The organism is Brucella sp. IR073, assembly GCF_049065735.1.
In the GTDB taxonomy this organism is placed as follows: Bacteria; Pseudomonadota; Alphaproteobacteria; order Rhizobiales; family Rhizobiaceae; genus Paramesorhizobium.
On sequence record NZ_JBAKHD010000001.1, the window covers coordinates 644068 to 665437 of the forward strand.

Consider the following 21370-nt stretch of genomic DNA (forward strand, 5'->3'; position numbering starts at 1 on the left):
TTCCGTTGAAGACTCCCAGTGATTTTTTACTCGTTTAACGCACCGGCGGCATGGCGACGGAGCGACGGCGGCAGGCATTGGCATCGACCTCTCCGCAACTGCGGAATTCGAGGTCCTTGGTCATGCATATGCGCACGTCCTCCAGATGCCCGTCCTTGCAGGTGACTGCTATGCCGCCTGCGGGAATGCCGGGATTGGCGGCGATGAAGGCTTTCTCCACCAGCATCGGGTCGACATCGCGGTTGGCAGTGGCGTTGCGGAAGCTCGCCGGGATGGTTATCGCCTCATAGGCGCGGCGCACGGCAGAGAAATAGTCTGTTTGTGAGAGCCCGCTGCAGCTTCCATGCTTGCGCCATTCGTGACCCATCAAGCCGGCCGAGGGCATGATGTCGCGCATCTGCGAGACGAGGCCGCGCGGCACATAGGGATTGTCGGTCGGGCAGTCCTGCGGATAGCCGCTCTCATTTTGCGGCCACAGCCCATGCGCGACGAAGGCATAAGGCCGGCTCGACGAACATTGCTGCCGATCCGCGCGCCGGCCTTCCGTGGCGCAGTAGCTGGGCGACCAGGAAAGCGACAGCACATAAAAATCGAACCCGTGGCCGCCCAGTGAAGCGTCGCCGCTCTGGCCGGAGGAGGCAGGATCGCCGCTGCCCTCCGGCGATTGGGGATACGGCTTGTTTCCATTGAAAACGGACGTCGGCGAACCGCTATCCCGCGCAACCCGCGAGAGCGGATTGGGCGCCTCGTCATTGAGAAGCGAGAAAAGAAACCAGGCGATGGCGGCCAGAACCGCCAGGATCAGGAAGCTTCTTTCCTGCATTCTCTGTCTACCGCTCAGCGAAGAACGCGGCAGGCGCCGTCATACGCATTCCAGCGGTCGAAGCCGGCGACGCAGAACTCGACATTGTCGCCGATGGAGGCGAAGCCTTGGCCTTCCTCAACCATGTACCAGACCGCGCGTTGATCGCCGTCGGAAAGGACGGCAGTGCCGCGGCAATAATGGCGGGTGATCAGCGGAGGCGTCCCGCCGGGCTCGAAACGGTTCTGGGAGATGTTGCTGAAAGCCGAAATGCCGACCTGCGGCAGATTGGGCACATGCGTCACCTGATAGCTAAAGCGCGAGACGATGGATTTCAGCACCCGCTGGTCGCTGCAGACACCGCCGGTATCGGTATAGTCTGCGCGCGCCGCCAGAAGATCGGCTGCTGCGACGGGATTAGAGGAAAGGCCGCCTGCGGAAAGGACGGTGGCAAGGGCGAGTGCCGCAGAGGCAAGCATATGGCTGAATTGTCCGAAGCGCTTCATTGACCAATTCCTGTATCGGTAGTGGAGCATATGATTTACCTTCGGCTACCGCCGGGCTTCGGTCAAGCGGTAACCTGCTCGCCTCGTATCCACTCTATTGCAAACGATCCGCCTTTTGCTTCGCCAAGCAGGCCGGTGAGGCAGGGAAGCAACAGTTTCATCTCGCTTTCCAGCGTATAGGGCGGATTGACAACGATCATGCCGGTGCCGTCGAGCCGTGGCTCGGGCGAGGGCGGACGGATCGCCAGCTCCAGCCGCAATATTTTCGCAATGCCCGTTTCACGCAGCCTTGCGGCGAAGCGCTTCACCTCCTGCCGGTCCTTCACCGGATACCAGAGCGCATAGGTCCCGCCTGGAAAGCGCTTATGCGCCTTGATGAGCCCATCCACCAGCCGGTCGAACTCCCCCGCAATCTCGAAAGGCGGATCGACTAGCACGAGGCCTCGCTTTTCCTTCGGCGGCAGATGTGCGCCCAGCGCCAGCCAGCCGTCGAGATGGATGATGCGTGCCTGATGATCCCCGGCGAAGAGAGTAGCGAGCGTCTTGACATCTTCCGGATGAAGTTCCAGCGCCGAAAGCCGGTCCTGCTTGCGCATCAGCCGCCGCGCCAGAAGCGGCGAGCCGGGATAGGTGGTGAGGCTATCGCCCGCATTCTCCGCCCGGATGATATCGAGATAAGGCGCGAGAAGCTCCGCTACGGCGGGCGGGATCGATCCGGAAGACGCGCCGTCGAGAAGGCGAAGGATGCCATCCCGCCACTCGGCGGTCTTGCCCGCTTCCGTTCCGGTCAGATCATAACGCCCGATGCCGGCATGAGTGTCGACCACCCGGAACGCCTGCTCCTTGCGCTTTAGATATTCGATGATCCGGGTAAGCACGACGTGCTTAAAGACATCGGCGAAATTCCCGGCATGATAGGCATGGCGATAGTTCATGGCCTTGCCAATTCCACGCCTCAACGGGAACTGCAAGGGGATTCAGTGCGGTTGCTCATTCCAAGGATTGACCAGGGCCACGCCAGTAGGCTTAAAGTCGGCGACGTTGCGGGTAACAATCGTCATGCCATGCACGAGCGCCGTTGCCGCGATGTAAGCATCTCGTTCCGGTCGGGGATCAGGCACATGGAGCCGCGCGCAACGAAACGCGACGGCCATATCGACCGGCAGGGTGCGCTTCGAGAACTCGGGAATGACATGATCGTTCATCCAAATGCGTAGCAAAGCGCCTTGTGTGGGATCGCGTCTTTCCTTCCGTAAAATTCCTACGTCCAGTTCCATCAGCGTGACCGCGGAAATATAAAAACTTCCGATATCCTTGCTCGACAGCCAGGCAACAACATTGGGATTCGCTTTTCCCATACCTGCCTTGCGAAGTTCGGAAAGAACATTTGTATCGAGCAGATACATCAATCAAAATCCGCCGGGCGTGGCAGGTCTCCAAAGCGAGGAATGTCAAGCTCGATGTCCGCAAGTCCAGGCATTGCCAGAGCATCGACGATGCTGCGGCGTTGCTTGGTCAATTCCTGATATTCCTCGATGCTGAGAAGGACATGCGAAGGCTTGCCCCGGTCCGTGATGAAGACGGGGCCTTGCTTCGCAGCCTTTTTTGCGCGGGTCACATCCTGGTTCAGTTCGCGGCTCGATATGGTCGTGATTGACATGGCGATATCTCCTGGCTCCAAATATGTAGTAACGTTCCTATTTTTGCAAGCGAGCGAACGCCCATTCCTCCACCCCGCCGCTACTGATAAAATGACATCCCCATTTAGCCTCTGATTCCGGTGATCCCGCCATGTCCGGCACGGTTGTTCTCGTCGTTCTGTTCGGCGCTTTTCTTCATGCCAGCTGGAATGCGGTCGTCAAATCGAGTGGCGACAAGTTCCTGAACGCTGTCATCGTGGTGGGAGCGGCGGGATTGATTGCGGCGCTCCTTTTGCCTTTCCTGCCTGGGCCGGACCGGGCGAGCTGGCCGTTTCTCGGTATGTCGATGGTGTTGCAGGTGATCTATCTCTGCCTCGTCGCCGCTGCCTATGAGAGCGGGGACATGAGCCAGGCTTACCCGATCATGCGCGGCACGCCGCCGCTTCTGGTGGCACTCGTCAGCGGGCCGCTCATTGGCGAGGTGCTGCCTTTCGCCCGCTGGGTCGGCATCGGCTTCATCTCGGGCGGCGTGCTGGCGCTGGCTTTCGAGGCGCGGCGCCGAGCAACCCATGGCAATGGGTGCACCACCGCGATTGCGCTCGTCAACGCCGTCTTTATCGCCGGTTACACGCTGGTCGATGGCATGGGCGTGCGCAAATCCGGCGCGCCCGTCGCCTATACCATGTGGGTCTTCGTGCTGAACGCGGCACCGCTCGTTCTTTGGACGCTTTTGCGGCACCGGGAGCGCATCTGGCCGCATCTGCAAGGGCGCTGGTCGCTGGCAATCGTCGGCGGGGTGGGGACACTCGGCTCCTATGGCCTCGCGCTCTGGGCAATGACCATGGCGCCCATCGCCGTCGTTTCGGCCTTGCGCGAAACCTCCATCCTGTTCGCCATTCTCCTCTCGGCGCTTTTCTTGAACGAGCGCATCGGCTGGCAGCGCATCGTCGCGGCGGTGTTGATCGTCATCGGAGTCGTCATCATCCGCCTAAGCTGATATGCATCGGCGACGCCCCGCTGATTTGGATCAAGCCATGAACAAGCATGTTCTCCATATCGGGCATTCCGCCTGCCCGCACGATTGCCCCTCCACCTGCGCCCTTGATGTAGAGGTGCTGGACGCCCACACCATCGGGCGTGTGCGCGGCGCGAAGGAAAACAGCTATACCGATGGCGTCATCTGCGCCAAGGTGGCCCGCTATGCCGAGCGCATCCACCATCCCGACCGCCTACTGAAGCCTTTGATCCGCGCCGGCGGCAAGGGGGAGGGTGTTTGGAAGGAGGCTTCGTGGGAAGCGGCGCTCGATCTCGTCGCCGAGCGCTTCCTGAAGGCGGAAGCGGAACATGGTTCCGAAAGCATCTGGCCCAATTTTTACGCCGGAACGATGGGTCTGGTGCAACGCGATTCGATCCATCGCCTGCGCCACGCCAAGAAATATTCCAACCAGTTCGACAGTTTCTGCACCAATCTGGCCTGGACCGGCTTCTACGCCGGCACGGGCAGCCTCACGGGTGTCGACCCGCGCGAGATGGCAAAGGCCGATTGCATCGTCATCTGGGGCACCAATGCCGCCGCGACACAGGTCAATGTCATGACCCATGCGGTGAAGGCGCGCAAGGAGCGCGGCGCGAAGATCATCGCCATCGATGTCTATGCCAACGCTACGGTTCGTCAGGCGGATATGGGCATCGTGCTGAAGCCCGGCACCGATGGCGCCTTCGCCTGCGCCGTCATGCACGTTCTCTTCCGCGATGGACTGACAGACTGGGACTATCTCAACGCTTATACCGACGATCCCAAGGGCCTTGAGCGCCATCTCCAGACCCGCACCCCGGAATGGGCCTCCGCCATTACGGGCCTGCCGGTGGAAGAGATCGAAGCCTTCGCCCGCCTCGTCGGCACCACCAAGCGCACCTTCTTCCGCCTCGGCTATGGTTTCACCCGCCAGCGCAATGGCGCGGTCAATATGCATGCCGCATCCTGCATCCCCGCCGTGACAGGCGCATGGCTGCATGAGGGCGGCGGGGCGTTTCACTCCAATTCCGGCATTTTCCGGCTGGACAAGTCGGAAATCGAGGGCAAAGCCTTCAAGGATCCCGATATCCGCTATCTCGACCAGTCGAAAATCGGCCGCATCCTGACCGGCGACAGGGAGTCCCTCAATGGCGGCCCGCCCGTCATGGGGCTGCTGATCCAGAACACCAACCCCGCCAATGTCGCGCCGGAACAGCGCCTCATCCGGCAGGGCATGCTGCGCAAGGACCTGTTCATGGTCGTCCACGAGCAGTTCATGACCGATACGGCGAAGCTCGCCGATGTCGTGCTGCCCGCGACCATGTTCCTGGAGCATGACGACATCTATCGCGGCGGCGGCCAGCAGCATATCGTGCTGGGGCCGAAGCTGGTCGACGCACCCGGCGAGGCCAAGCCCAATCTCTATGTTCTCAACGAACTGGCGAACCGTCTCGGCGTCGGCCATATGCCCGGCTTCAATGTCGATGAACGCACGCTCATCGACAACATGCTGCGCAAGGCCGGACTGCCCGGCTTCAACGAGCTGAAAGAACTGCGCTGGCTCGACATGCAGCCGGATTTCGAGCGCGCCCATTATTTGAGGGGTTTCAACTGGCCGGACCGCAAATTCCGCTTCAAGCCGGACTGGACCGGCAGCCCGTCGCCCGACAAGCCGCCGCGCTCGATGGGACCGCAGGGACCCTATCAGGATCTGCCGGAATTCCCCGATCACTGGCAGGCAATTGAGGTGGCGGACGCTGAGCACCCCTTCCGCCTTGCCACGTCGCCGGCGCATAATTTCCTGAATTCCAGCTTCTCCATGACTGCGACCTCGCTCGCCAAGGAAATCCGCCCGCAATTGCTGATCCATCCGGATGATGCGGCGGCGCTGGGCATCCTAGACGGCGACCGCGTCGAGATCGGCAACCAGCGCGGTGAATTGGTCCTGCACGCGAAGCTGCGCGATGGCCAGCGCCCGGGCGTGGTGATTTCGGAAGGCATATTCCCCAATTCCGCCTTCGAGCGCGGCGAGGGCATCAACACCCTCACCGGTGCCGACGCTGCGGCACCTTATGGCGGGGCGGCGTTCCATGACACGAAGGTGTGGGTGCGGAAGGCGGGGTAGCTCTATACCACCAGATCGTCCAGCGTAATATTCAGCGCCTGCGCGATCTTCCGCATCGTGTCGAGTGTGCCCTCTCGCTTGCCCGTCTCGATCTGGGAGAGATAGGCGGGCGCGATATCGGCCGCGCCTGCAAGCACCTTGGCGGACATTCCCCTGTGATCACGCCAGACCCGAACGGGATTTTCGCCATCCAGAATCCGGTTGACGATTTCTGCCGGGATGCGCTCTTCCTCGCCACTCGCGATGCGGGCCTTCGCCCGGTCATAGGCAGCGATATCCTGCGCCATTTCGGCATCGGCGAGGAGTTGCTCATATTCGGCACGGGGCAGGATGACCATTTCGTCGCCGCTGGGGGTGGTGAAGGTGACGCTCATGCCATGCTCCTATTCGTAAATTCTGCCCCGAGGACCGATTGCCAGCACATCAATGACAGATCCGTTTTCATCGAAGATAACGCGCCAGTCGCCCACTCGGAGCCGGAAACCCTCCCGGCCTTGCAGCTTGATTATATTTTGAACCTGCGATGCCGGGTCAGCTGCATATTGTTCAATCTTGGCGCGGATACGCCTAGCCTCGTTCATCGGTATTCTGCGAAGCGTTTTTAGCGCTTCCTTGTGATACGTGACCTGCTTCATGGAAAAGCATAATAGCAAACAGCTAATAAAATAGAAGGATAAAAATAGCGAATAGAAAATTATTGGTGCATTGCGTTCAGAACGCGCCGATAGCCAGCCTGTCGGCCTTGGTAAGCTCCGTATACACAATGCCGCCATCGACCATCGCCACCTTCCCCTCCGCCACCAACTTCAGCGCCAGCGGATAGAGCTTGTGCTCCACCGTCAGCACGCGCGCGGAGAGGGTGTCTTCCGTATCGCCGGCTTCCACCGGCACCACGGCTTGCGCGATGATGGGGCCGCCATCCATTTCGGCGGTGACGAAATGCACCGTGCAGCCATGGACGCGCATGCCGGATTCGAGCGCGCGGGCGTGGCTGTCGAGACCTTTGAAGAGCGGGAGCAAGGAAGGGTGGATATTGATCATCCGGCCCTCCCAGCGGGCAACGAAATCCGCCGACATCAGCCGCATATAGCCGGCGAGGCAGATGATATCGGGCGCAACGCGCGCAAGCTCGGCATAGATCGCTTCCTCATGTGCGGCGCGCGAGGCATACTCCTTCTGCGGCACGGCGATGGCCTCGATGCCATGGCTGCGCGCCACATCCAGCCCTGCCGCGTCGGGCTTGTTCGAGAGTACGGCGACGATTTCGGCGGGGTAGGCGGGGTCCTTGCAGGCCTCGATCAGCGCGGACATGTTCGATCCGCGCCCGGAAATCAGCACTGCGACGCGTTTCTTCTGCATCACAGCGCCAGCGTGCCGCGATAGACAACGCCCGCGCCGGAGCGCGGTATCATCTGTCCCAGCATCACCGCCTTCTCGCCTTCGGCTGCCAGCAGCGCCGCCACTTCCGCCGCCTGCTCTGGTGCAACCACCGCAATCATGCCGATGCCGCAATTGAAGGTACGCAGCATCTCGTCACGCTCGACGCCGCCGGTCCTGGCAAGCCAGGAGAAGACGGGCGGCACGGCGATGGCCGAAAGGTCGATTTCGGCGGCAAGGCCGGATGGCAGCACACGCGGGATATTGTCCGGGAAGCCGCCGCCGGTAATGTGCGCCAGCGCCTTGATGCCGTCGCTAGCGCGAATAGCGGCAAGCAGCGGCTTCACATAGATGCGTGTCGGCGTCAGCAGCGCCTCGCCCAGCGTCTTTCCAGGGGCGAAAGGCGCATCCGCGTCCCAGCCGAGACCGGAGAGCTCGACGATGCGGCGCACCAGCGAAAAGCCGTTGGAATGGACGCCCGAGGAGGCAAGGCCGAGGATGATATCGCCGGACGCGATGTCCCCCTTCGGCAGCAGACGATTGCGCTCGGCCGCGCCGACTGCGAAACCGGCGAGGTCATAGTCGCCATCGCGATACATGCCCGGCATTTCCGCCGTCTCGCCGCCGATGAGCGCTGCGCCCGCCTGACGGCAGCCCTCGGCAATGCCGGCGACAATGGCCGCGCCCTGGTCCGGGTCGAGCTTGCCGGTGGCGAAATAATCGAGGAAGAACAGCGGCTCCGCGCCCTGCACCACGAGATCGTTGACGCACATGGCGACGAGGTCGATGCCGACCGTGTCGTGCTTCCCCGCGTCGATGGCGATTTTCAGCTTGGTGCCGACGCCGTCATTGGCAGCCACCAGCACCGGATCGCTGAAGCCCGCCGCCTTCAGGTCGAACAGGCCGCCAAAGCCGCCGATTTCGCCATCCGCGCCCGGACGCCGCGTTGAACGGACGAGCGGCTTGATCTTCTCGACCATGAGATTCCCGGCGTCGATGTCCACGCCTGCCTCAGCATAGGTCAATCCGTTCTTGCCTTCATGGCTCTGGCCAGTCATCGTTTGCTCCCGACGCGCCTGTTACACTGTCATATACTCAGGCGCGGGAAATGGCACGAGTTCGCCTGCCCCGCAAGGCCGAAAGGCTCGGTATAGCCAGAAAAGCCGGGAATCCACGGGTTTGCACAGTCAATGGCGGGACCTGCAGACACTTCACTTGACCGTGACTGAAACAGCAGCCTATCTCAATCACAGGGCTCGAACCGACGGTATCACATTTATGGCCAAGACAATGGTGAAGACAAAGCCTGAAGCGGACGTTCACGTCGATGTGCAGGTCAATACCCTTGCCGCCAATGTGCGCCGCCAGGCTCTATTCTGGCTGGGCGCGGTGGCGCTGTTCGGGCTGTTCCTCTGGATTTTCAGCCCGATCCTCCTGCCTTTCGTCGCCGGCATGGCGCTGGCCTATTTTCTCGATCCTGTCGCCGACCGGCTGGAGCGGCTCGGCTTGTCGCGTCTGGCTGCGACCGTCTTCATCTTGCTCACCTTTCTGATCGTCCTAATACTCGCGATCATGATTATAGTGCCGATGCTGGTGACGCAGGCGACCGATCTGGGCGCACGGTTGCCTGATTATGTGCGGCAGCTCCAGGCCTTTATTGCCGAGCGCGACTCGCCCTGGCTCAGAAAGCTCATCGGCGGCGACAACTCCAATTCCGTCATTCAGGACAATCTGAGCACGCTCCTGCAGCAGGGGACCAGCTTCCTGACGACCCTGATCCAGTCGCTGTGGAATTCGGGCAAGGCGATCATCGACATTGCGGCGCTCGTCATCGTCACGCCTGTCGTCGCCTTCTATATGCTGCTCGACTGGGACCGCATGATCAACCAGATCGATTCCTGGATACCGCGTGAGCATCTTCAGACCGTGCGCGCCTTGGCGCGCGCCATGGATGCGGCCATCGCGGGCTTCATCCGCGGGCAGGGCACGCTCTGCATCATCCTCGGCACCATCTATGCGGTGGGCCTCACCATCGTCGGGCTTAATTTCGGCTTGCTGATCGGCCTCTTCGCCGGGCTTATCAGCTTCATTCCCTATATCGGCTCGCTGGTGGGGCTGGTGCTGGCCTTGGGCGTTGCGCTGGTTCAGTTCGGCCTCAGCTGGATGGTGCTGGCCGTCGCCGCGGTCTTTTTCGTCGGCCAGTTCATCGAGGGCAATATATTGCAGCCGAAGCTCGTCGGCTCGTCGGTGGGGCTCCATCCGGTCTGGCTGATGTTCGCGCTTTTTGCCTTCGGCTCGCTGCTCGGCTTCACCGGCATGCTGATCGCGGTGCCCGCCGCGGCGGCGGTCGGCGTTCTCGTGCGCTTCGCCCTTGGCCGCTATCTGCAATCGCCGCTCTACCGCAGCCGCGAGAAGGAGCCCGCGCGGCTTAAGGATCGCAGCGGAGACGACGCTCTATGACGATCGCGATGCCCCGCCAATTACCGCTGGCGCTCGGACATGAGCCGGGCTATGGCCGCGAGGATCTGATCGTTGCGGCGTCGAACCGCGCGGCGGTGGATATCATCGACCGCTGGCCCAACTGGCTTTCGCCCGTGGTGGTGCTCGCCGGCCCGGCAGGCTCGGGCAAGACCCATCTCGCCGCAATCTGGAAGGCCGCCTCAGATGCCGCGATCCTCGACATCGCAGATCTCGGACCCGACGCCATCGAAAAAGCCAACGCCGGCCCCGTGCTGATCGACGATATCGGCACGGCCCCCTTCAACGAGACCGGGCTTTTCCACCTGATCAACGCGGTGCGGCAGGCGGGGACCTCGCTGCTGATGACGTCCCGCAGCCGCCCAGCAAACTGGCCGCTGACGCTGCCGGACCTCGCCTCGCGCATGAAGGCGGTGACGGTGGTGGAAATATCCGAGCCGGACGACGAGCTTCTCTCGGCTGTCATCTACAAGCTTTTCGCCGACCGGCAGGTGGCGGTCGAGCCGCCGCTCGTCGCTTATCTGGTCAGCCGCATCGAGCGCTCGCTCTCCACCGCCAACCGCGTCGTCGACCGGCTCGACCATGCGGCGCTGGAACAGAAATGCCGCATCACGCGGACGCTGGCGGCGAGTGTTTTGGCGGAGATGGAGAAAAGGAATAGCGAATAGTGGGTAGGAATTGGCACTATTCACTACCTCACTTCTTAAATATCGATCCCGTGAAGAACGGCGGCGAGGATGCGAGCTGGTTCTCATGCACCCAGCCGATCATGCTGGTGGAAGGCACGACGACGCGGTGCCATTTGCCGGTCTTGCCATAGGAGCGCATCTCGCGTCCGCGCTCGACCGTACCGATGGCGGCGGATTTGTCCCAGGCATGTTCGCGAATGACGACACGCTCCCTCGCATAGAAGGCGGAGGGCGTCGTCGCCGGATCGGGCTTCCCGACAGGAATATTCACCACCGATTTCGTCTCGGTTGCATTGATCGGGGCAGGGGGCCTCGGCGGCATTATCTGCGGGTCGGCATCGCGTGAGGGAATCGCAACCGGACGAATGGGAAGCGGCGGTCGCGGCGCATCGGCCTTGGCCGCGAGCGCTACGCTTGTCTTCGCACCGTTTTCCTGCGGCTTGGCCGGAGCGACGGGCGCCTTAAGTCTCGCCTTCGCTTCTTCCGTCTTCTTTAAACTCGGAAACTGGCTCAGAAGACGGGATAACTCCGGATGTTTTCCGTCATAGGCCGTCCACCACCCCGCCGCGCCCAGCGCCACGATAACAAGAAGCGCGCCGCCCGAGCCGATTCCGGACGAGCTCTTGGATGAACGTCTCTTCCTGGCCATGAAACTCTACCCGCTGATTCCCGCACGAAGGCCCATGCGGCGGGAAGCTATCAGCGGTGTGTTCGGATTTGGTTACCAGTGTGAGATGTATGCACAATGGCCTTTCAGCGGAAGTGTGGTGCTTCTAATTGCGGTGATGGACGAAATGATAAACCGCCAAAGTCATAATAAGGCTGCCAATCGGCCTGACCAAAAAGCGCGAATTGTTCCGAAAGTCATAAGTTATTCTTCCGAATATGAGCGATCATGACGACGCTCGTTCCAGTCCTTCAGCAACGCAATTCCCGTCCCGCTGGAGCAAGGAGGAGGGCAGGACGATCAGAAGAAAACGGGGCCGAACTCAAGGCCTGCCGCCCTGCAAATCAACGCGAGCGATGTTTCTCATCGGGATCCCGGGTGAAATAATACACCCCGAAGCCCATAATGAGAGCACCAATTGGCACCATCATGAAAAGTGCGAATTGCTCTATGGTCACGGCTTCAGCCCTCTCAAGGTTTGCCTTGCCAGTAAATGTAGTCCAGTTGCCGCTGAAAAACAAACGGCGATCCCCATCGAAACAAGGAGTCCGAGGGTTCCGGAGCTATAGATGCTGGAAAAGAACGGCGTCAGTGCGCCAATCGCAAACAAGGCAATGGAAATGCCATTGAGCCACGTCGCAGTTAATTTCGTCTGTGCATTGCGAACAGCAACATCACTCGCGCTTGTGTCCCCGTCCTGCATCCCTCAAGCCCCCAAGCTTCGGTGTCCGGACAAAAATAATGGCGATCCCGGCAGGATTCGAACCTGCGACCATCGGCTTAGAAGGCCGGTGCTCTATCCAGCTGAGCTACGGGACCGACGGGGACAAGCATTATACGCAGAGTTTCGCCCAGCCAAGCAAAAAGGCGTGGCTTATCAGCCTGAGCGGGACGAAAAACCGCTCAATGCGTCCAGGGCTGCTGGCGGTCGAAGCGGAAATTGTCGGAATAGGAAACCTTGCGCCGCTTCGCCTCTTTCGGCTCGAAGAGGCGGTAGGGGATGCCGTGCTTCTCGGCATAAGCGATGGCTTCTTCCTTGGTGTCGAAGAAGAGCTTGATCTGGCTCTTCATATCACCGGACGATGTATAGCCCATCAGCGGCTCGACCTTGCGTGGGCTTTCCGGTTCGAATTCCAGCAGCCAGGAGGTCATTTTGGCCTTGCCCGACTGCATCGCGGTCTTGGCGGGACGATATATGCGCGCAACCATTCTACACCTTTAAGTCCGCTTCCGCAGCATCCGGCAGCTCAGTACCAGATGCCTCTAAAAAGCTGGTCGGAGCGGCGTGATTCGAACACGCGACCCCCTGATCCCAAATCAGGTGCGCTACCAGGCTGCGCTACGCTCCGCCAATACTGATTTCCGTAGAGATTTCGTCCTTCCCGCGCAAGAGGGAAAAACATCTATTCTGCATTCCTTGCCGCCGCGAAGCCCTTTTCGATATCCGCGATCAGATCCGCCGTGTCCTCAAGGCCGATCTGGAGCCGGATGACCGGGCCCGGATAGTCCCTTCGGCTGACCGTGCGGTCGGAGAGGCTCACCTGCAAGGCGAGGCTGCTATATCCGCCCCAGGAATAGCCGATGCCGAAGAGCTCGAGCGCGTCGAGGAAGGCATGCGCCGTCTTCCTGCTGCCACCCTTGAGCACGAAGGAGAAGACGCCGGACGCGCCGGAAAAGTCGCGTTTCCAGATCGCGTGGCCCGGATGGCTTTCAAGAGCGGGATGCAGCACCTCCGCTACCTCCGGCCGCGTCTCCAGCCAGCGGGCAATCTCAAGCGCGCTCTTCTGATGCGCTTCGAGCCGCACGCCCATGGTCCTGAGTCCCCGCAGCACCTGATAAACATCGTCGGGCGCGGCGCACATGCCGAGCGTGCCATGGCCTTCCAGAAGCTGCGGCCAGCAGCGCTCATTGGCGGAGACGGTGCCGAGCAGCACGTCGGAATGGCCTGCCGGATATTTCGTCGCCGCATGAATCGAAATGTCCACCCCATGGTCGAGCGGGCGGAAATAGAGCGGCGTCGCCCAGGTGTTGTCGATCATCACGACCGCACCCGCCTCATGCGCCTTGGCGGCGATGGCTGGGATATCCTGCATCTCGAACGTGTTCGAGCCCGGCGATTCCGTGAACACGACCTTCGTGTTCGGGCGCATCAGCGCGGAAATGCCGGCGCCGATGGCCGGGTCGTAATATTCGACCGTCACGCCCAGTCGCGTCAGCATGGTATCGGCAAAATGCCGGGTGGGGTTGTAGATCGTGTCGACAAGAAGCGCGTGATCCCCGGCGGAGAGGAAGGCGAGCAGAGGGACGGTCACCGCCGCAAGCCCTGATGGTACCAGAACCGTCCCGGCGGAACCTTCCAGCTCGTCGATGGCCTTCGCCAGCGCATCGCTTGTCGGCGTGCCGCGTGTGCCATAGGTATATTTCTGCTTGTGCGTCACCTGGGTTTGCGCGTCGGGAAAAAGCACCGTGGAAGCATGGACGACCGGTGGGTTCAGGAAACCGTAAAAATCATGCGGGTCGTTGCCGCCCTTGACGAGGCGCGTGTTGACCCCGAGCGACGTCTGCTTGTCCGTGGATTTTCCCATCGCTATTTCTCCCGCTATGATCAGGCCAGCCTATTCGTGACAAAATTCGATGCAACGCTTAGAGCGGATGTTCGACACCGTCAAAGCCAATCTCCGTCTTGCCTTTCGCGCGCTCGCAGCCGGCCTTCGCCTGCAGGCGCCCGCCGATGCGCCGTCTTCCTGGACGCGGTCCATGACGGCGGGCGCCGTCGTGGCGATGCTGGTCCTATGGTTTCTGCAGCCCTTTGACGGCGTGATCCTGCGCGCCGTTTCCGCCAGCGATATGCCCGGCCTTTCGCTCCTGCGGCAATTGACCGATCTGGGCCGGACGCTGCTTTATCTGGCCATCCTCTTTTGCGTCCTCATCTGGACCACGGGCCGGAATCGGCAAGGGCTGGAAGCCCGGCAGCATGCGCGTATCCAGACGCTTGAGAGCCAGGCGGCGTTCGCCTTCGCCGCGATTGGGCTGAGCGGGCTCGTCGTGGAAATCCTCAAATATCTCGTCGGACGCCCGCGCCCGGCGCTGATCGATACGCTCGGCCCTGATATCATCCAGCCCTTCCACGGCGGCTATCTCCATGCGAGCTTCCCCTCGGGGCATTCGGCGACGGTCGGTGCAATCGCCGTCATTCTGGCGCTTTGGTTTCCGCGCTGGCGTCTGGCCGGTCTCATTGCCGCCATCGTGCTCGCCTTCAGCCGCGTTGCCGTCGCCGCCCATTATCCGACCGATGTGGTGGCCGGCTTTTCGATAGGCTTCCTCGTCACGCTTTTTCTGGCGCGCTTCCTCGCCAACAGGAAGTTGGGTTTTACCATCGTTCCGGGAAGGCTTTTGCCGGAACGCCGTCGCTTCCCTCTGGCATGAGCGCACGACTGCGCTCTTGCCCGGCGCGTTGCTGCTTTGGTTGAATAAGCGTTAAAAGCCTTGACCAGAGGCGAATTATCGCATTCGATAGAAATCGTGAATGGGAGCACGGCAGACGTGTCCATCGACCCGGTTCGCGCCTGGCGCGTGACGCCGGGGCATTCTGCTTGGAAGCCCTTCAAACGGGAACACGAAGGCAACACAAAAAGGGGTAGTAGCCAATATGAAAAAGTCAGTTCTCAAAGGTGCCTTTGGCATCGCCGCGCTTGCCTGGACCGCCGCGTCGGCGAGCGCCGGCACGCTGGACGACGTAAAAGCCAAGGGTTTCCTTCAGTGCGGCGTCAATACCTCGCTCGCCGGCTTCTCGGCGCCGAACGACAAGGGAGAGTGGTCCGGCTTCGACGTTGATTACTGCCGCGCCATCGCTTCCGCTATTTTTGGCGACCCCACCAAGGTCAAGTTCACGCCGCTCAACGCCAAGGAGCGCTTCACCGCGCTGCAGTCGGGCGAGATCGACGTGCTGGTCCGCAACACGACCGAGACCATCAGCCGCGACACCGCGCTTGGCCTCGATTTCGCGGGCATCAATTACTATGACGGCCAGGGCTTCATGATCAATGCGAAGAAGCTATCGGGCATCAACTCCGCCCTGCAACTGTCAGGCGCGTCGATCTGCGTGCAGGCCGGCACCACGACCGAGCTGAACCTCGCCGACTATTTCCGCGCCAACAAGATGGAATACAACCCCGTCGTGTTCGAGAAGCTGGAAGAGGTCAACGCCGCCTATGACGCCGGCCGTTGCGATGCCTACACCTCCGACCAGTCGCAGCTCTATTCCGTGCGCCTCAACCTCGGCAGCCCGGACGATCATGTGGTCCTGCCGGAAATTATCTCCAAGGAACCGTTCGGTCTCGGCGTCCGCCAGGGCGATTCGCAGTGGGCCGACGTGGTGCGCTGGACCCATTACGCGCTGCTGAACGCCGAGGAATTCGGCATCACCAAGGCGAATGTCGACGAGATGAAGAACTCGGCCAACCCGGAGATCAAGCGTCTGCTCGGCACCGAGGCCGACACCAAGATCGGCACCGATCTTGGCCTGACCAATGACTGGGTGGTGAAGATCGTCAAGGGCGTCGGCAATTACGGCGAAATCTTCGAGCGCAATCTCGGCGCCACCAGCCCGCTGAAGATCTCCCGCGGCCTCAACGCCCAGTGGACGAAGGGCGGCCTGCAATACGGCATGCCGATCCGCTGATCTCGGTGTAGTCGCAAGTCGAATAGCCTTGCCCGGGTCGGGACCGGTCCGCCGGTCCTGACCTGATGGCTATTGCGTGTAGGTGCAGGGGCTAGGCGGAAACGCGGATTTGAGCGTGGCCTGCTAAAGTTGAAGGGGCGCAAATCTCTTTTCTGTTGCCCTCCTTTAGCTTGACCCGTGGTTGACAGTGGAAAGCGAAGCGCTAGAGGCCTATCCCGCCGCCGTCTCAATCGAGAGCCCCGGAACCGCCCCGCTAACCCACAAAGCAAAATTTGCGCCAAATGCGATAAAGGCATAAGCTAAGGCAACGAGGCGGCGAAACGCCGTCTTCCCGAATAAACGACCCAAAAAAATAATAAATTGGGAACAACAGAGAAACTTGAAGTGAGGGGTGCATGGCTACGCAGGATATTGCACAATCCGGCCGTGAAAGCCCGGGCGTATCTTTTTTATACGACCCGAAAATCCGCGGACTGATCTATCAGGCCGTCGTTTTCATCGGCATCATCGCGCTGATCTATTGGATCGCCAACAATACGGTCACCAATCTGCAGCGCGCCCATATCGCCTCGGGGTTCGGCTTCTTGAAAGGCCGTGCCGGGTTCGATATCAGCCAGTCGCTCATTGCCTATACCAATGATGCGACCTATGCCCGCGCGCTGCTGGTGGGCTTGCTGAATACGCTCTATGTCGCGGTTTTCGGCATCATCCTGGCCACGATCGTCGGCTTTCTCGTCGGTATCGGACGGCTTTCGCGCAACTGGCTGATCGCCAAGATCTGCCTCGTCTATGTGGAAATCTTCCGCAACATCCCGACGCTGTTGGTCATCTTCTTCTGGTATTTCGGCGTCCTGATGGTCATGCCCGTGGTGCGCGAGAGCTATTCTCTGCCGCTGGGGGCCTATGTCAACAATCGCGGCCTGTTCTATCCCTCCGCCATATGGGGCGACGGCGCATGGCTCGTCGGCGTCGCATTCCTTCTTGCGCTGGTGCTGTCCTTCTTCGTCGCCCGCTGGGCGCGCGCGCGGCAGATGGCGACCGGGCAGATCTTTCCTGTCTACCGCACAGCCGCGGCCCTCATTATCGGCCTGCCGCTGCTGGCCTTCGTGTTAACGGGCTTTCCGCTCACTTTCGAATATCCGAAGCTCGGCAATTTCAACCTGTCCGGCGGTTCGCACATGAACCCGGAGTTTCTGGCGCTGCTGCTGGCGCTGTCCTTCTACACGGCTTCCTTCATCGCGGAGGTCGTTCGTGCCGGCATTCTCGGCGTCAGCAAAGGGCAGACCGAGGCAGCCTATGCGCTCGGCTTGCGTCCCGGTCCGACGATGCGTCAGGTGGTGGTTCCGCAGGCACTGCGCATCATCATCCCGCCGCTGACCAACCAATATTTGAACCTGCTCAAGAACTCGTCGCTCGCCATCGCCATCGCTTATCCCGACCTGGTCGCGGTGGGCGGAACGATCCTGAACCAGACCGGCCAGGCCGTTGAAGTGGTGGCGATCTGGATGGTGATCTATCTGGGCCTGAGCCTTGCGACATCGGCCTTCATGAACTGGTTCAACGGCAAGATGGCGCTGGTGGAGAGATAAGATGACAAATTCCGATCTCGGCTTCGTGCGCAAGGAAATGGCGGCGGTTGAGCCGCCTCCACGGGGCGAGCGCGGCCTCGTCCATTGGCTGCGCGTCAATCTGTTCGCCACGCCTGTCGATGCCGCCATGTCCGTCCTCGCGATCCTGGCGCTCGTCTGGTTCCTGCCGCCCGTCTTCAACTGGCTGTTCTTCAGCGCCGTCTGGACCGGCACGGACCGCACCGCCTGCTTGACCGTGGCGCAGGGCGGCGCGCATCCGGAAGGCTGGTCCGGCGCCTGCTGGGCCTTCGTCAACGCCAAATTCGAGCAGTTCATCTACGGGCGCTATCCGATCGACCAGCGCTGGCGGGTCGATATCGTGGCGGCGCTCTTCGTGGCGCTGCTGGTGCCGCTCATCATCCCGCGCGCGCCCTATAAGAAGGCGAACGCGCTGCTGTTCTTCATCGCCTTCCCGATTGTCGCCTTTTTCCTCCTGGTCGGCGGCTCGTTCGGCTTGAGCCATGTCGAAACCCCGCTTTGGGGCGGCCTCCTGGTGACGCTGGTGCTGGCCTTTGTCGGCATCATCGTTTCGCTGCCGCTCGGCGTCATCCTGGCATTGGGCCGGCGGTCGAAACTGCCCGTCATCCGGCTGCTTTCCATCATCTTCATCGAGACGGTGCGCGGCGTACCGCTGGTGACCGTGCTGTTCATGGCCAGCGTCATGCTGCCGCTCTTCCTGCCGCCCGGCGTCACCTTCGACAAGTTGCTGCGCGCGCTCATCGGCGTCGCGCTGTTCGAGGCCGCCTATCTGGCGGAGGTGGTGCGCGGCGGCCTGCAGGCCATCCCGAAAGGGCAGTTCGAAGGTGCGGATTCGCTGGGCTTGAGTTACTGGCAGAAGATGCGGCTGATCATCCTGCCGCAGGCGCTGAAGCTGGTCATCCCCGGCATCGTCAACACCTTCATCAGCCTCTTCAAGGATACCAGCCTCGTCTATATCATCGGCATGTTCGACCTGCTCGGCATCGTCCGGCAGAACTTCGCCGATACGAACTGGTCATCGCCGCAGACGCCGGCAACGGGGCTGATCTTCGCCGCCTTCGTCTTCTGGATTTTCTGTTTCGCGATGTCGCGCTATTCCATCTTTATGGAGCGTCGGCTGAACACAGGTCACAGAGCATGATCTCAGACTCGGGCAAGATCATGCAGCTAACAAAATGAGATAAGGGAACTCACCCATGAGCACACAACACAGCATCGTCGATCCGGCCGAGATCCAGGCGGATCGCTCCAAGATGACGGTTTCTTCCACCGACGTGGCCGTCGAGATCGTCAACATGCACAAATGGTATGGCGATTTCCATGTGCTGCGCGACATCAATTTGAAGGTCATGCGCGGCGAGCGTATCGTGGTCGCCGGGCCGTCCGGATCGGGCAAGTCCACCATGATCCGCTGCATCAACCGGCTGGAAGAGCACCAGAAGGGCAAGATCATCGTCGACGGCAAGGAGCTGACCAACGATTTGAAGAAGATCGACGAGGTGCGCCGCGAGGTCGGCATGGTCTTCCAGCACTTCAACCTCTTCCCGCATCTGACGATCCTGGAGAATTGCACGCTCGCGCCGATCTGGGTGCGCAAGATGCCGAAAAAGAAGGCGGAAGAGATCGCCATGCACTATCTGGAGCGGGTGAAAATCCCCGAGCAGGCGAACAAATATCCCGGCCAGCTCTCCGGCGGCCAGCAGCAGCGCGTGGCCATCGCCCGCTCGCTCTGCATGAACCCTCGCATCATGCTATTCGACGAGCCGACCTCGGCGCTCGACCCTGAAATGATCAAGGAAGTGCTCGACACCATGGTCTCGCTCGCTGAGGAAGGCATGACCATGGTCTGCGTCACCCACGAAATGGGCTTCGCCCGCCAGGTCGCCAACCGCGTCATCTTCATGGATCAGGGCCAGATCGTCGAGCAGAACTCACCGAAGGAATTCTTCGACAACCCGCAGCACGAGCGGACGAAGCTGTTCCTGAGCCAGATTTTGCATTGAGGATTGCGTACAAATAGAAAATGCCGGCGGGACAGTGGAGGTGTCCCGCCGGCGTTTTCATCTTAAATCGGCAGCGCTGCTCTATAGCCCAAACCCCGTCCCGTCATACCCATAAAGCCAGTCCAGATCGTCCAGAAACCGCTCCGGCGGCCGTGCGCGAAACAGCATATTCCGCCCCAGCGCCAAGGGCCCGGCCGCGTGATAGGCGAAACGGTTCAGTGACCCGCGCCGCGCCACCTTTGCGATGCGGGCCGTGCGCTCTTCGTTGAACCGGGCGAGCGCCGCGGGCCATTCGGCTTCCTCACCGGACAAGGCCGCCGCGAGCGCGCAGGCATCTTCGATCGCCATCGCCGCGCCTTGCGCTGCAAAGGGCGTCATCGCATGGGCGGCGTCGCCGAGAAGGACCGTGCGTGCGCTCAGGATGAAGCGGGGGGAGGGCATCTGGAACAGCGGCCAGAAGGTCCATTGCTCCGCCGCCGCGCGGATGACAGCGTGGATCGCCGGATGCCAGCCGGAAAAGGCCGCTTGCAGCGCGATGCTGTCGCCCTTCGACGACCATTCCCGCCCAGGATCGCGTCCCCTGGTGATGGCGACGAAATTGAACGCTTTCCCGGCCTTGACCGGATAGGCGATGAAATGCACGCCCCGGCCGAGCCATGCCGACACGCTGTTCCGCTCGCCAAGCGTTGTCATGAAGATGTCGGGTACAGACCCGGCGGCGAGGCTCGCACGCCAGGCGATGTGTCCGGTGAACTGCGCGCCATCTTGAGCGGAGACGGCGCGGCGCATCGACCACACCCCGTCGCAGCCTATGAGCAGCGCGCCTTGGTGCTCCTCGATTCGGTCTCCGGCATCGATCTGTGCCGTCACGCCGCTTTCGTTCACGCTATGGGAAATGACATTGGCGCCCAGCTTGAGGGTGATGGCGGGGTGCTTTTCCGCCGCCCGGACCAGCGCCGCCTGCAGATCGGCGCGGTGGCAGACGATATAGGGCGCGTTCCAGCGCGCTTCCGCTACCGGCCCCAGCCCCATGCGGGTCAGGGTTTTGCCGTTCGCACCATTCTTGAGATAAAGCGCATCCGGCGCCACCGCCTGCGGTAAGAGCCGGTCCATGACCCCGAGCCGGTCGAGCAGCCGCGTGGCGTTAGGGGCAAGCTGCAATCCCGCGCCGACCTCGGAGAGCTTGGGCGTCCTGTCGAAAATGCTGACGCTGAACCCCCTCGCCGCCAGCGCCAGCGCCGCGGTCAGCCCCGCAATGCCTGCACCGGAAATAATGATGTGTTTGGCGGCGGGTGTCATGCTCATGGAGCGGCGGTGGCTGGCGCTAGCGTCTCCATCTCAACGGGAAATGGCTCAAACGTTCGTCAGAACGTAGAGACAGCCCTCAGGCCTCGTCTCCGTGGCGTGGAGGGCCGCGTTATATTTATAATGCGTCGAGCAATAGGGGCACACGGTTTCGTCGCTATCGCCCATGTCGAGATAGACATGAGGGTGGTCGAAGGGCGGATTGGCGCCGACGCACATGAACTCGTGCACACCGATTTCGATGGCGCGATGGCCGGCATCGTTTTGGAAATGAGGAATGGCATGATCGGACATGGGCAGGCTCCGGCATTAACCGAGGACGATCCCGCCAAGCCCTGAGCTTTCGGGATCACGGGACAATCGCGCCACCTGTTACCGTGGACGATCTGTTTTCGAAAGCGGTTTGGATCAAATCGGCGGATATTTCAAGCCGAATTCCAGTCGAGCACATGGCGGAGGGGCGGCGTGCGCAGCG

24 protein-coding genes and 2 tRNA genes are annotated in these 21370 nt (G+C 61.3%); 9 read left to right on the forward strand and 17 right to left on the reverse strand.

All coding sequences use genetic code 11. The features are described 5' to 3' along the window. Nucleotides 1-34 precede the first annotated feature (34 nt). The 5 genes from ACOWVG_RS03175 to ACOWVG_RS03195 all read right to left on the reverse strand — a co-directional run bounded on the left by ACOWVG_RS03175 (nt 35) and on the right by ACOWVG_RS03195 (nt 2968). Nucleotides 35-823: a ribonuclease T2 family protein gene (locus tag ACOWVG_RS03175; RefSeq protein ID WP_420960023.1), complete on the reverse strand. Its 789-nt coding sequence runs from the start codon at nt 821-823 to the stop codon at nt 35-37. A 14-nt stretch (nt 824-837) separates the two neighbouring features. Further along, entirely contained in the window at nt 838-1308 is a 471-nt protein-coding gene (locus tag ACOWVG_RS03180; RefSeq protein WP_420960024.1) for a phage portal protein, read from the reverse strand. A gap of 62 nt (nt 1309-1370) precedes the next feature. Next, nucleotides 1371-2243 carry a 23S rRNA (adenine(2030)-N(6))-methyltransferase RlmJ gene (locus ACOWVG_RS03185; RefSeq protein ID WP_420960025.1) on the reverse strand — a complete coding sequence of 291 codons (873 nt, stop codon included), beginning with the start codon at nt 2241-2243 and terminating at the stop codon, nt 1371-1373. Between the two features lie 42 nt (nt 2244-2285). Beyond that, complete coding sequence (locus tag ACOWVG_RS03190) at nt 2286-2717, reverse strand: type II toxin-antitoxin system VapC family toxin (protein ID WP_420960026.1); 432 nt, start codon at nt 2715-2717, stop codon at nt 2286-2288. After that, nucleotides 2714-2968, reverse strand: a complete 255-nt coding sequence (locus tag ACOWVG_RS03195; protein ID WP_420960027.1) for a type II toxin-antitoxin system Phd/YefM family antitoxin — start codon at nt 2966-2968, stop codon at nt 2714-2716. The genes ACOWVG_RS03190 and ACOWVG_RS03195 overlap by 4 nt, the downstream gene beginning before the upstream one ends. A gap of 131 nt (nt 2969-3099) precedes the next feature. Between ACOWVG_RS03195 and ACOWVG_RS03200 the strand changes: the two genes are divergently transcribed. Together ACOWVG_RS03200 and ACOWVG_RS03205 are read left to right on the forward strand one after the other, a co-directional pair. Next, nucleotides 3100-3945: an EamA family transporter gene (locus ACOWVG_RS03200; protein ID WP_420960028.1), complete on the forward strand. Its 846-nt coding sequence runs from the start codon at nt 3100-3102 to the stop codon at nt 3943-3945. A 37-nt stretch (nt 3946-3982) separates the two neighbouring features. Next, nucleotides 3983-6088, forward strand: a complete 2106-nt coding sequence (locus tag ACOWVG_RS03205) for a molybdopterin oxidoreductase family protein (protein WP_420960029.1) — start codon at nt 3983-3985, stop codon at nt 6086-6088. 2 nt (nt 6089-6090) lie between these two features. On the opposite strand, the gene ACOWVG_RS03210 is transcribed toward ACOWVG_RS03205, so the two are convergent. The 4 genes from ACOWVG_RS03210 to purM form a co-directional block, all read right to left on the reverse strand. Beyond that, on the reverse strand, nt 6091-6462 hold the full coding sequence (locus ACOWVG_RS03210; protein ID WP_420960030.1) for a helix-turn-helix domain-containing protein: 372 nt from the start codon (nt 6460-6462) through the stop codon (nt 6091-6093). Nucleotides 6463-6471: 9 nt separating this feature from the next. Then, the gene (locus ACOWVG_RS03215) at nt 6472-6723 is read right to left on the reverse strand and encodes a type II toxin-antitoxin system RelE family toxin (protein WP_420960031.1); all 252 of its coding nucleotides are present in this window, start codon (nt 6721-6723) and stop codon (nt 6472-6474) included. A 76-nt stretch (nt 6724-6799) separates the two neighbouring features. Further along, nucleotides 6800-7447 (reverse strand): phosphoribosylglycinamide formyltransferase, encoded by a 648-nt coding sequence (purN, locus tag ACOWVG_RS03220; protein ID WP_420960032.1) that lies wholly within the window; start codon nt 7445-7447, stop codon nt 6800-6802. Further along, the gene (purM, locus tag ACOWVG_RS03225; protein WP_420960033.1) at nt 7447-8523 is read right to left on the reverse strand and encodes a phosphoribosylformylglycinamidine cyclo-ligase; all 1077 of its coding nucleotides are present in this window, start codon (nt 8521-8523) and stop codon (nt 7447-7449) included. The genes purN and purM overlap by 1 nt, the downstream gene beginning before the upstream one ends. A gap of 220 nt (nt 8524-8743) precedes the next feature. On the opposite strand from purM, the gene ACOWVG_RS03230 reads away from it, so the two are divergent. Further along, nucleotides 8744-9925: an AI-2E family transporter gene (locus tag ACOWVG_RS03230; protein ID WP_420960034.1), complete on the forward strand. Its 1182-nt coding sequence runs from the start codon at nt 8744-8746 to the stop codon at nt 9923-9925. Continuing rightward, nucleotides 9922-10611 (forward strand): DnaA regulatory inactivator HdaA, encoded by a 690-nt coding sequence (gene hdaA, locus ACOWVG_RS03235; RefSeq protein ID WP_420960035.1) that lies wholly within the window; start codon nt 9922-9924, stop codon nt 10609-10611. The genes ACOWVG_RS03230 and hdaA overlap by 4 nt, the downstream gene beginning before the upstream one ends. 28 nt (nt 10612-10639) lie before the next feature. On the opposite strand, the gene ACOWVG_RS03240 is transcribed toward hdaA, so the two are convergent. From ACOWVG_RS03240 to ACOWVG_RS03265, 6 genes are all read right to left on the reverse strand, one after another. Continuing rightward, nucleotides 10640-11281 (reverse strand): hypothetical protein, encoded by a 642-nt coding sequence (locus ACOWVG_RS03240; RefSeq protein ID WP_420960036.1) that lies wholly within the window; start codon nt 11279-11281, stop codon nt 10640-10642. Between the two features lie 472 nt (nt 11282-11753). Beyond that, nucleotides 11754-12002, reverse strand: coding sequence for an amino acid transporter (locus tag ACOWVG_RS03245; RefSeq protein WP_420960037.1), 249 nt, complete (start codon nt 12000-12002; stop codon nt 11754-11756). A 39-nt stretch (nt 12003-12041) separates the two neighbouring features. Continuing rightward, nucleotides 12042-12118: transfer RNA gene (locus tag ACOWVG_RS03250), tRNA-Arg, on the reverse strand. 84 nt (nt 12119-12202) lie between these two features. Then, nucleotides 12203-12508, reverse strand: a complete 306-nt coding sequence (locus tag ACOWVG_RS03255; protein ID WP_420960038.1) for an ETC complex I subunit — start codon at nt 12506-12508, stop codon at nt 12203-12205. A gap of 63 nt (nt 12509-12571) precedes the next feature. Beyond that, nucleotides 12572-12648 (reverse strand) — tRNA-Pro (locus ACOWVG_RS03260). 54 nt (nt 12649-12702) lie between these two features. Next, the gene (locus ACOWVG_RS03265) at nt 12703-13884 is read right to left on the reverse strand and encodes a cystathionine beta-lyase (protein WP_420960039.1); all 1182 of its coding nucleotides are present in this window, start codon (nt 13882-13884) and stop codon (nt 12703-12705) included. A 49-nt stretch (nt 13885-13933) separates the two neighbouring features. Between ACOWVG_RS03265 and ACOWVG_RS03270 the strand changes: the two genes are divergently transcribed. The 5 genes from ACOWVG_RS03270 (at nt 13934) to ACOWVG_RS03290 (ending at nt 19590) form a co-directional block, all read left to right on the forward strand. Continuing rightward, on the forward strand, nt 13934-14725 hold the full coding sequence (locus ACOWVG_RS03270; protein ID WP_420960040.1) for a phosphatase PAP2 family protein: 792 nt from the start codon (nt 13934-13936) through the stop codon (nt 14723-14725). 223 nt (nt 14726-14948) lie between these two features. Further along, nucleotides 14949-15980, forward strand: a complete 1032-nt coding sequence (locus tag ACOWVG_RS03275; RefSeq protein ID WP_420960041.1) for an amino acid ABC transporter substrate-binding protein — start codon at nt 14949-14951, stop codon at nt 15978-15980. Between the two features lie 395 nt (nt 15981-16375). Continuing rightward, the gene (locus ACOWVG_RS03280; RefSeq protein ID WP_420960042.1) at nt 16376-17569 is read left to right on the forward strand and encodes an amino acid ABC transporter permease; all 1194 of its coding nucleotides are present in this window, start codon (nt 16376-16378) and stop codon (nt 17567-17569) included. Nucleotide 17570: 1 nt separating this feature from the next. Beyond that, complete coding sequence (locus ACOWVG_RS03285; protein WP_420960043.1) at nt 17571-18728, forward strand: amino acid ABC transporter permease; 1158 nt, start codon at nt 17571-17573, stop codon at nt 18726-18728. 55 nt (nt 18729-18783) lie between these two features. Further along, nucleotides 18784-19590 (forward strand): amino acid ABC transporter ATP-binding protein, encoded by an 807-nt coding sequence (locus ACOWVG_RS03290; protein WP_420960044.1) that lies wholly within the window; start codon nt 18784-18786, stop codon nt 19588-19590. A gap of 81 nt (nt 19591-19671) precedes the next feature. Here the strand turns inward: ACOWVG_RS03290 and ACOWVG_RS03295 are convergent, their stop codons facing one another. Next, the gene (locus ACOWVG_RS03295) at nt 19672-20895 is read right to left on the reverse strand and encodes an FAD-dependent monooxygenase (RefSeq protein WP_420960045.1); all 1224 of its coding nucleotides are present in this window, start codon (nt 20893-20895) and stop codon (nt 19672-19674) included. A 48-nt stretch (nt 20896-20943) separates the two neighbouring features. Continuing rightward, nucleotides 20944-21189, reverse strand: coding sequence for a zinc-finger domain-containing protein (locus tag ACOWVG_RS03300; protein ID WP_420960046.1), 246 nt, complete (start codon nt 21187-21189; stop codon nt 20944-20946). Nucleotides 21190-21370: the final 181 nt, after the last annotated feature.

Excerpts from the sequence above, each read along its gene's own strand:
- ACOWVG_RS03240 (WP_420960036.1), bottom strand. The coding sequence starts at position 11,281 with ATGGCCAGGAAGAGACGTTCATCCAAGAGCTCGTCCGGAATCGGCTCG.
- ACOWVG_RS03285 (WP_420960043.1), top strand. The coding sequence starts at position 17,571 with ATGACAAATTCCGATCTCGGCTTCGTGCGCAAGGAAATGGCGGCGGTT.
- ACOWVG_RS03280 (WP_420960042.1), top strand. The coding sequence starts at position 16,376 with ATGGCTACGCAGGATATTGCACAATCCGGCCGTGAAAGCCCGGGCGTA.
- ACOWVG_RS03195 (WP_420960027.1), bottom strand. The coding sequence starts at position 2,968 with ATGTCAATCACGACCATATCGAGCCGCGAACTGAACCAGGATGTGACC.
- ACOWVG_RS03175 (WP_420960023.1), bottom strand. The coding sequence starts at position 823 with ATGCAGGAAAGAAGCTTCCTGATCCTGGCGGTTCTGGCCGCCATCGCC.
- purN (WP_420960032.1), bottom strand. The coding sequence starts at position 7,447 with ATGCAGAAGAAACGCGTCGCAGTGCTGATTTCCGGGCGCGGATCGAAC.
- ACOWVG_RS03205 (WP_420960029.1), top strand. The coding sequence starts at position 3,983 with ATGAACAAGCATGTTCTCCATATCGGGCATTCCGCCTGCCCGCACGAT.
- ACOWVG_RS03295 (WP_420960045.1), bottom strand. The coding sequence starts at position 20,895 with ATGAGCATGACACCCGCCGCCAAACACATCATTATTTCCGGTGCAGGC.
- ACOWVG_RS03270 (WP_420960040.1), top strand. The coding sequence starts at position 13,934 with ATGCAACGCTTAGAGCGGATGTTCGACACCGTCAAAGCCAATCTCCGT.
- ACOWVG_RS03300 (WP_420960046.1), bottom strand. The coding sequence starts at position 21,189 with ATGTCCGATCATGCCATTCCTCATTTCCAAAACGATGCCGGCCATCGC.
- ACOWVG_RS03245 (WP_420960037.1), bottom strand. The coding sequence starts at position 12,002 with ATGCAGGACGGGGACACAAGCGCGAGTGATGTTGCTGTTCGCAATGCA.
- ACOWVG_RS03255 (WP_420960038.1), bottom strand. The coding sequence starts at position 12,508 with ATGGTTGCGCGCATATATCGTCCCGCCAAGACCGCGATGCAGTCGGGC.
- ACOWVG_RS03265 (WP_420960039.1), bottom strand. The coding sequence starts at position 13,884 with ATGGGAAAATCCACGGACAAGCAGACGTCGCTCGGGGTCAACACGCGC.
- ACOWVG_RS03230 (WP_420960034.1), top strand. The coding sequence starts at position 8,744 with ATGGCCAAGACAATGGTGAAGACAAAGCCTGAAGCGGACGTTCACGTC.
- ACOWVG_RS03215 (WP_420960031.1), bottom strand. The coding sequence starts at position 6,723 with ATGAAGCAGGTCACGTATCACAAGGAAGCGCTAAAAACGCTTCGCAGA.
- purM (WP_420960033.1), bottom strand. The coding sequence starts at position 8,523 with ATGACTGGCCAGAGCCATGAAGGCAAGAACGGATTGACCTATGCTGAG.
- ACOWVG_RS03180 (WP_420960024.1), bottom strand. The coding sequence starts at position 1,308 with ATGAAGCGCTTCGGACAATTCAGCCATATGCTTGCCTCTGCGGCACTC.
- ACOWVG_RS03210 (WP_420960030.1), bottom strand. The coding sequence starts at position 6,462 with ATGAGCGTCACCTTCACCACCCCCAGCGGCGACGAAATGGTCATCCTG.
- ACOWVG_RS03185 (WP_420960025.1), bottom strand. The coding sequence starts at position 2,243 with ATGAACTATCGCCATGCCTATCATGCCGGGAATTTCGCCGATGTCTTT.
- hdaA (WP_420960035.1), top strand. The coding sequence starts at position 9,922 with ATGACGATCGCGATGCCCCGCCAATTACCGCTGGCGCTCGGACATGAG.
- ACOWVG_RS03290 (WP_420960044.1), top strand. The coding sequence starts at position 18,784 with ATGAGCACACAACACAGCATCGTCGATCCGGCCGAGATCCAGGCGGAT.
- ACOWVG_RS03275 (WP_420960041.1), top strand. The coding sequence starts at position 14,949 with ATGAAAAAGTCAGTTCTCAAAGGTGCCTTTGGCATCGCCGCGCTTGCC.
- ACOWVG_RS03200 (WP_420960028.1), top strand. The coding sequence starts at position 3,100 with ATGTCCGGCACGGTTGTTCTCGTCGTTCTGTTCGGCGCTTTTCTTCAT.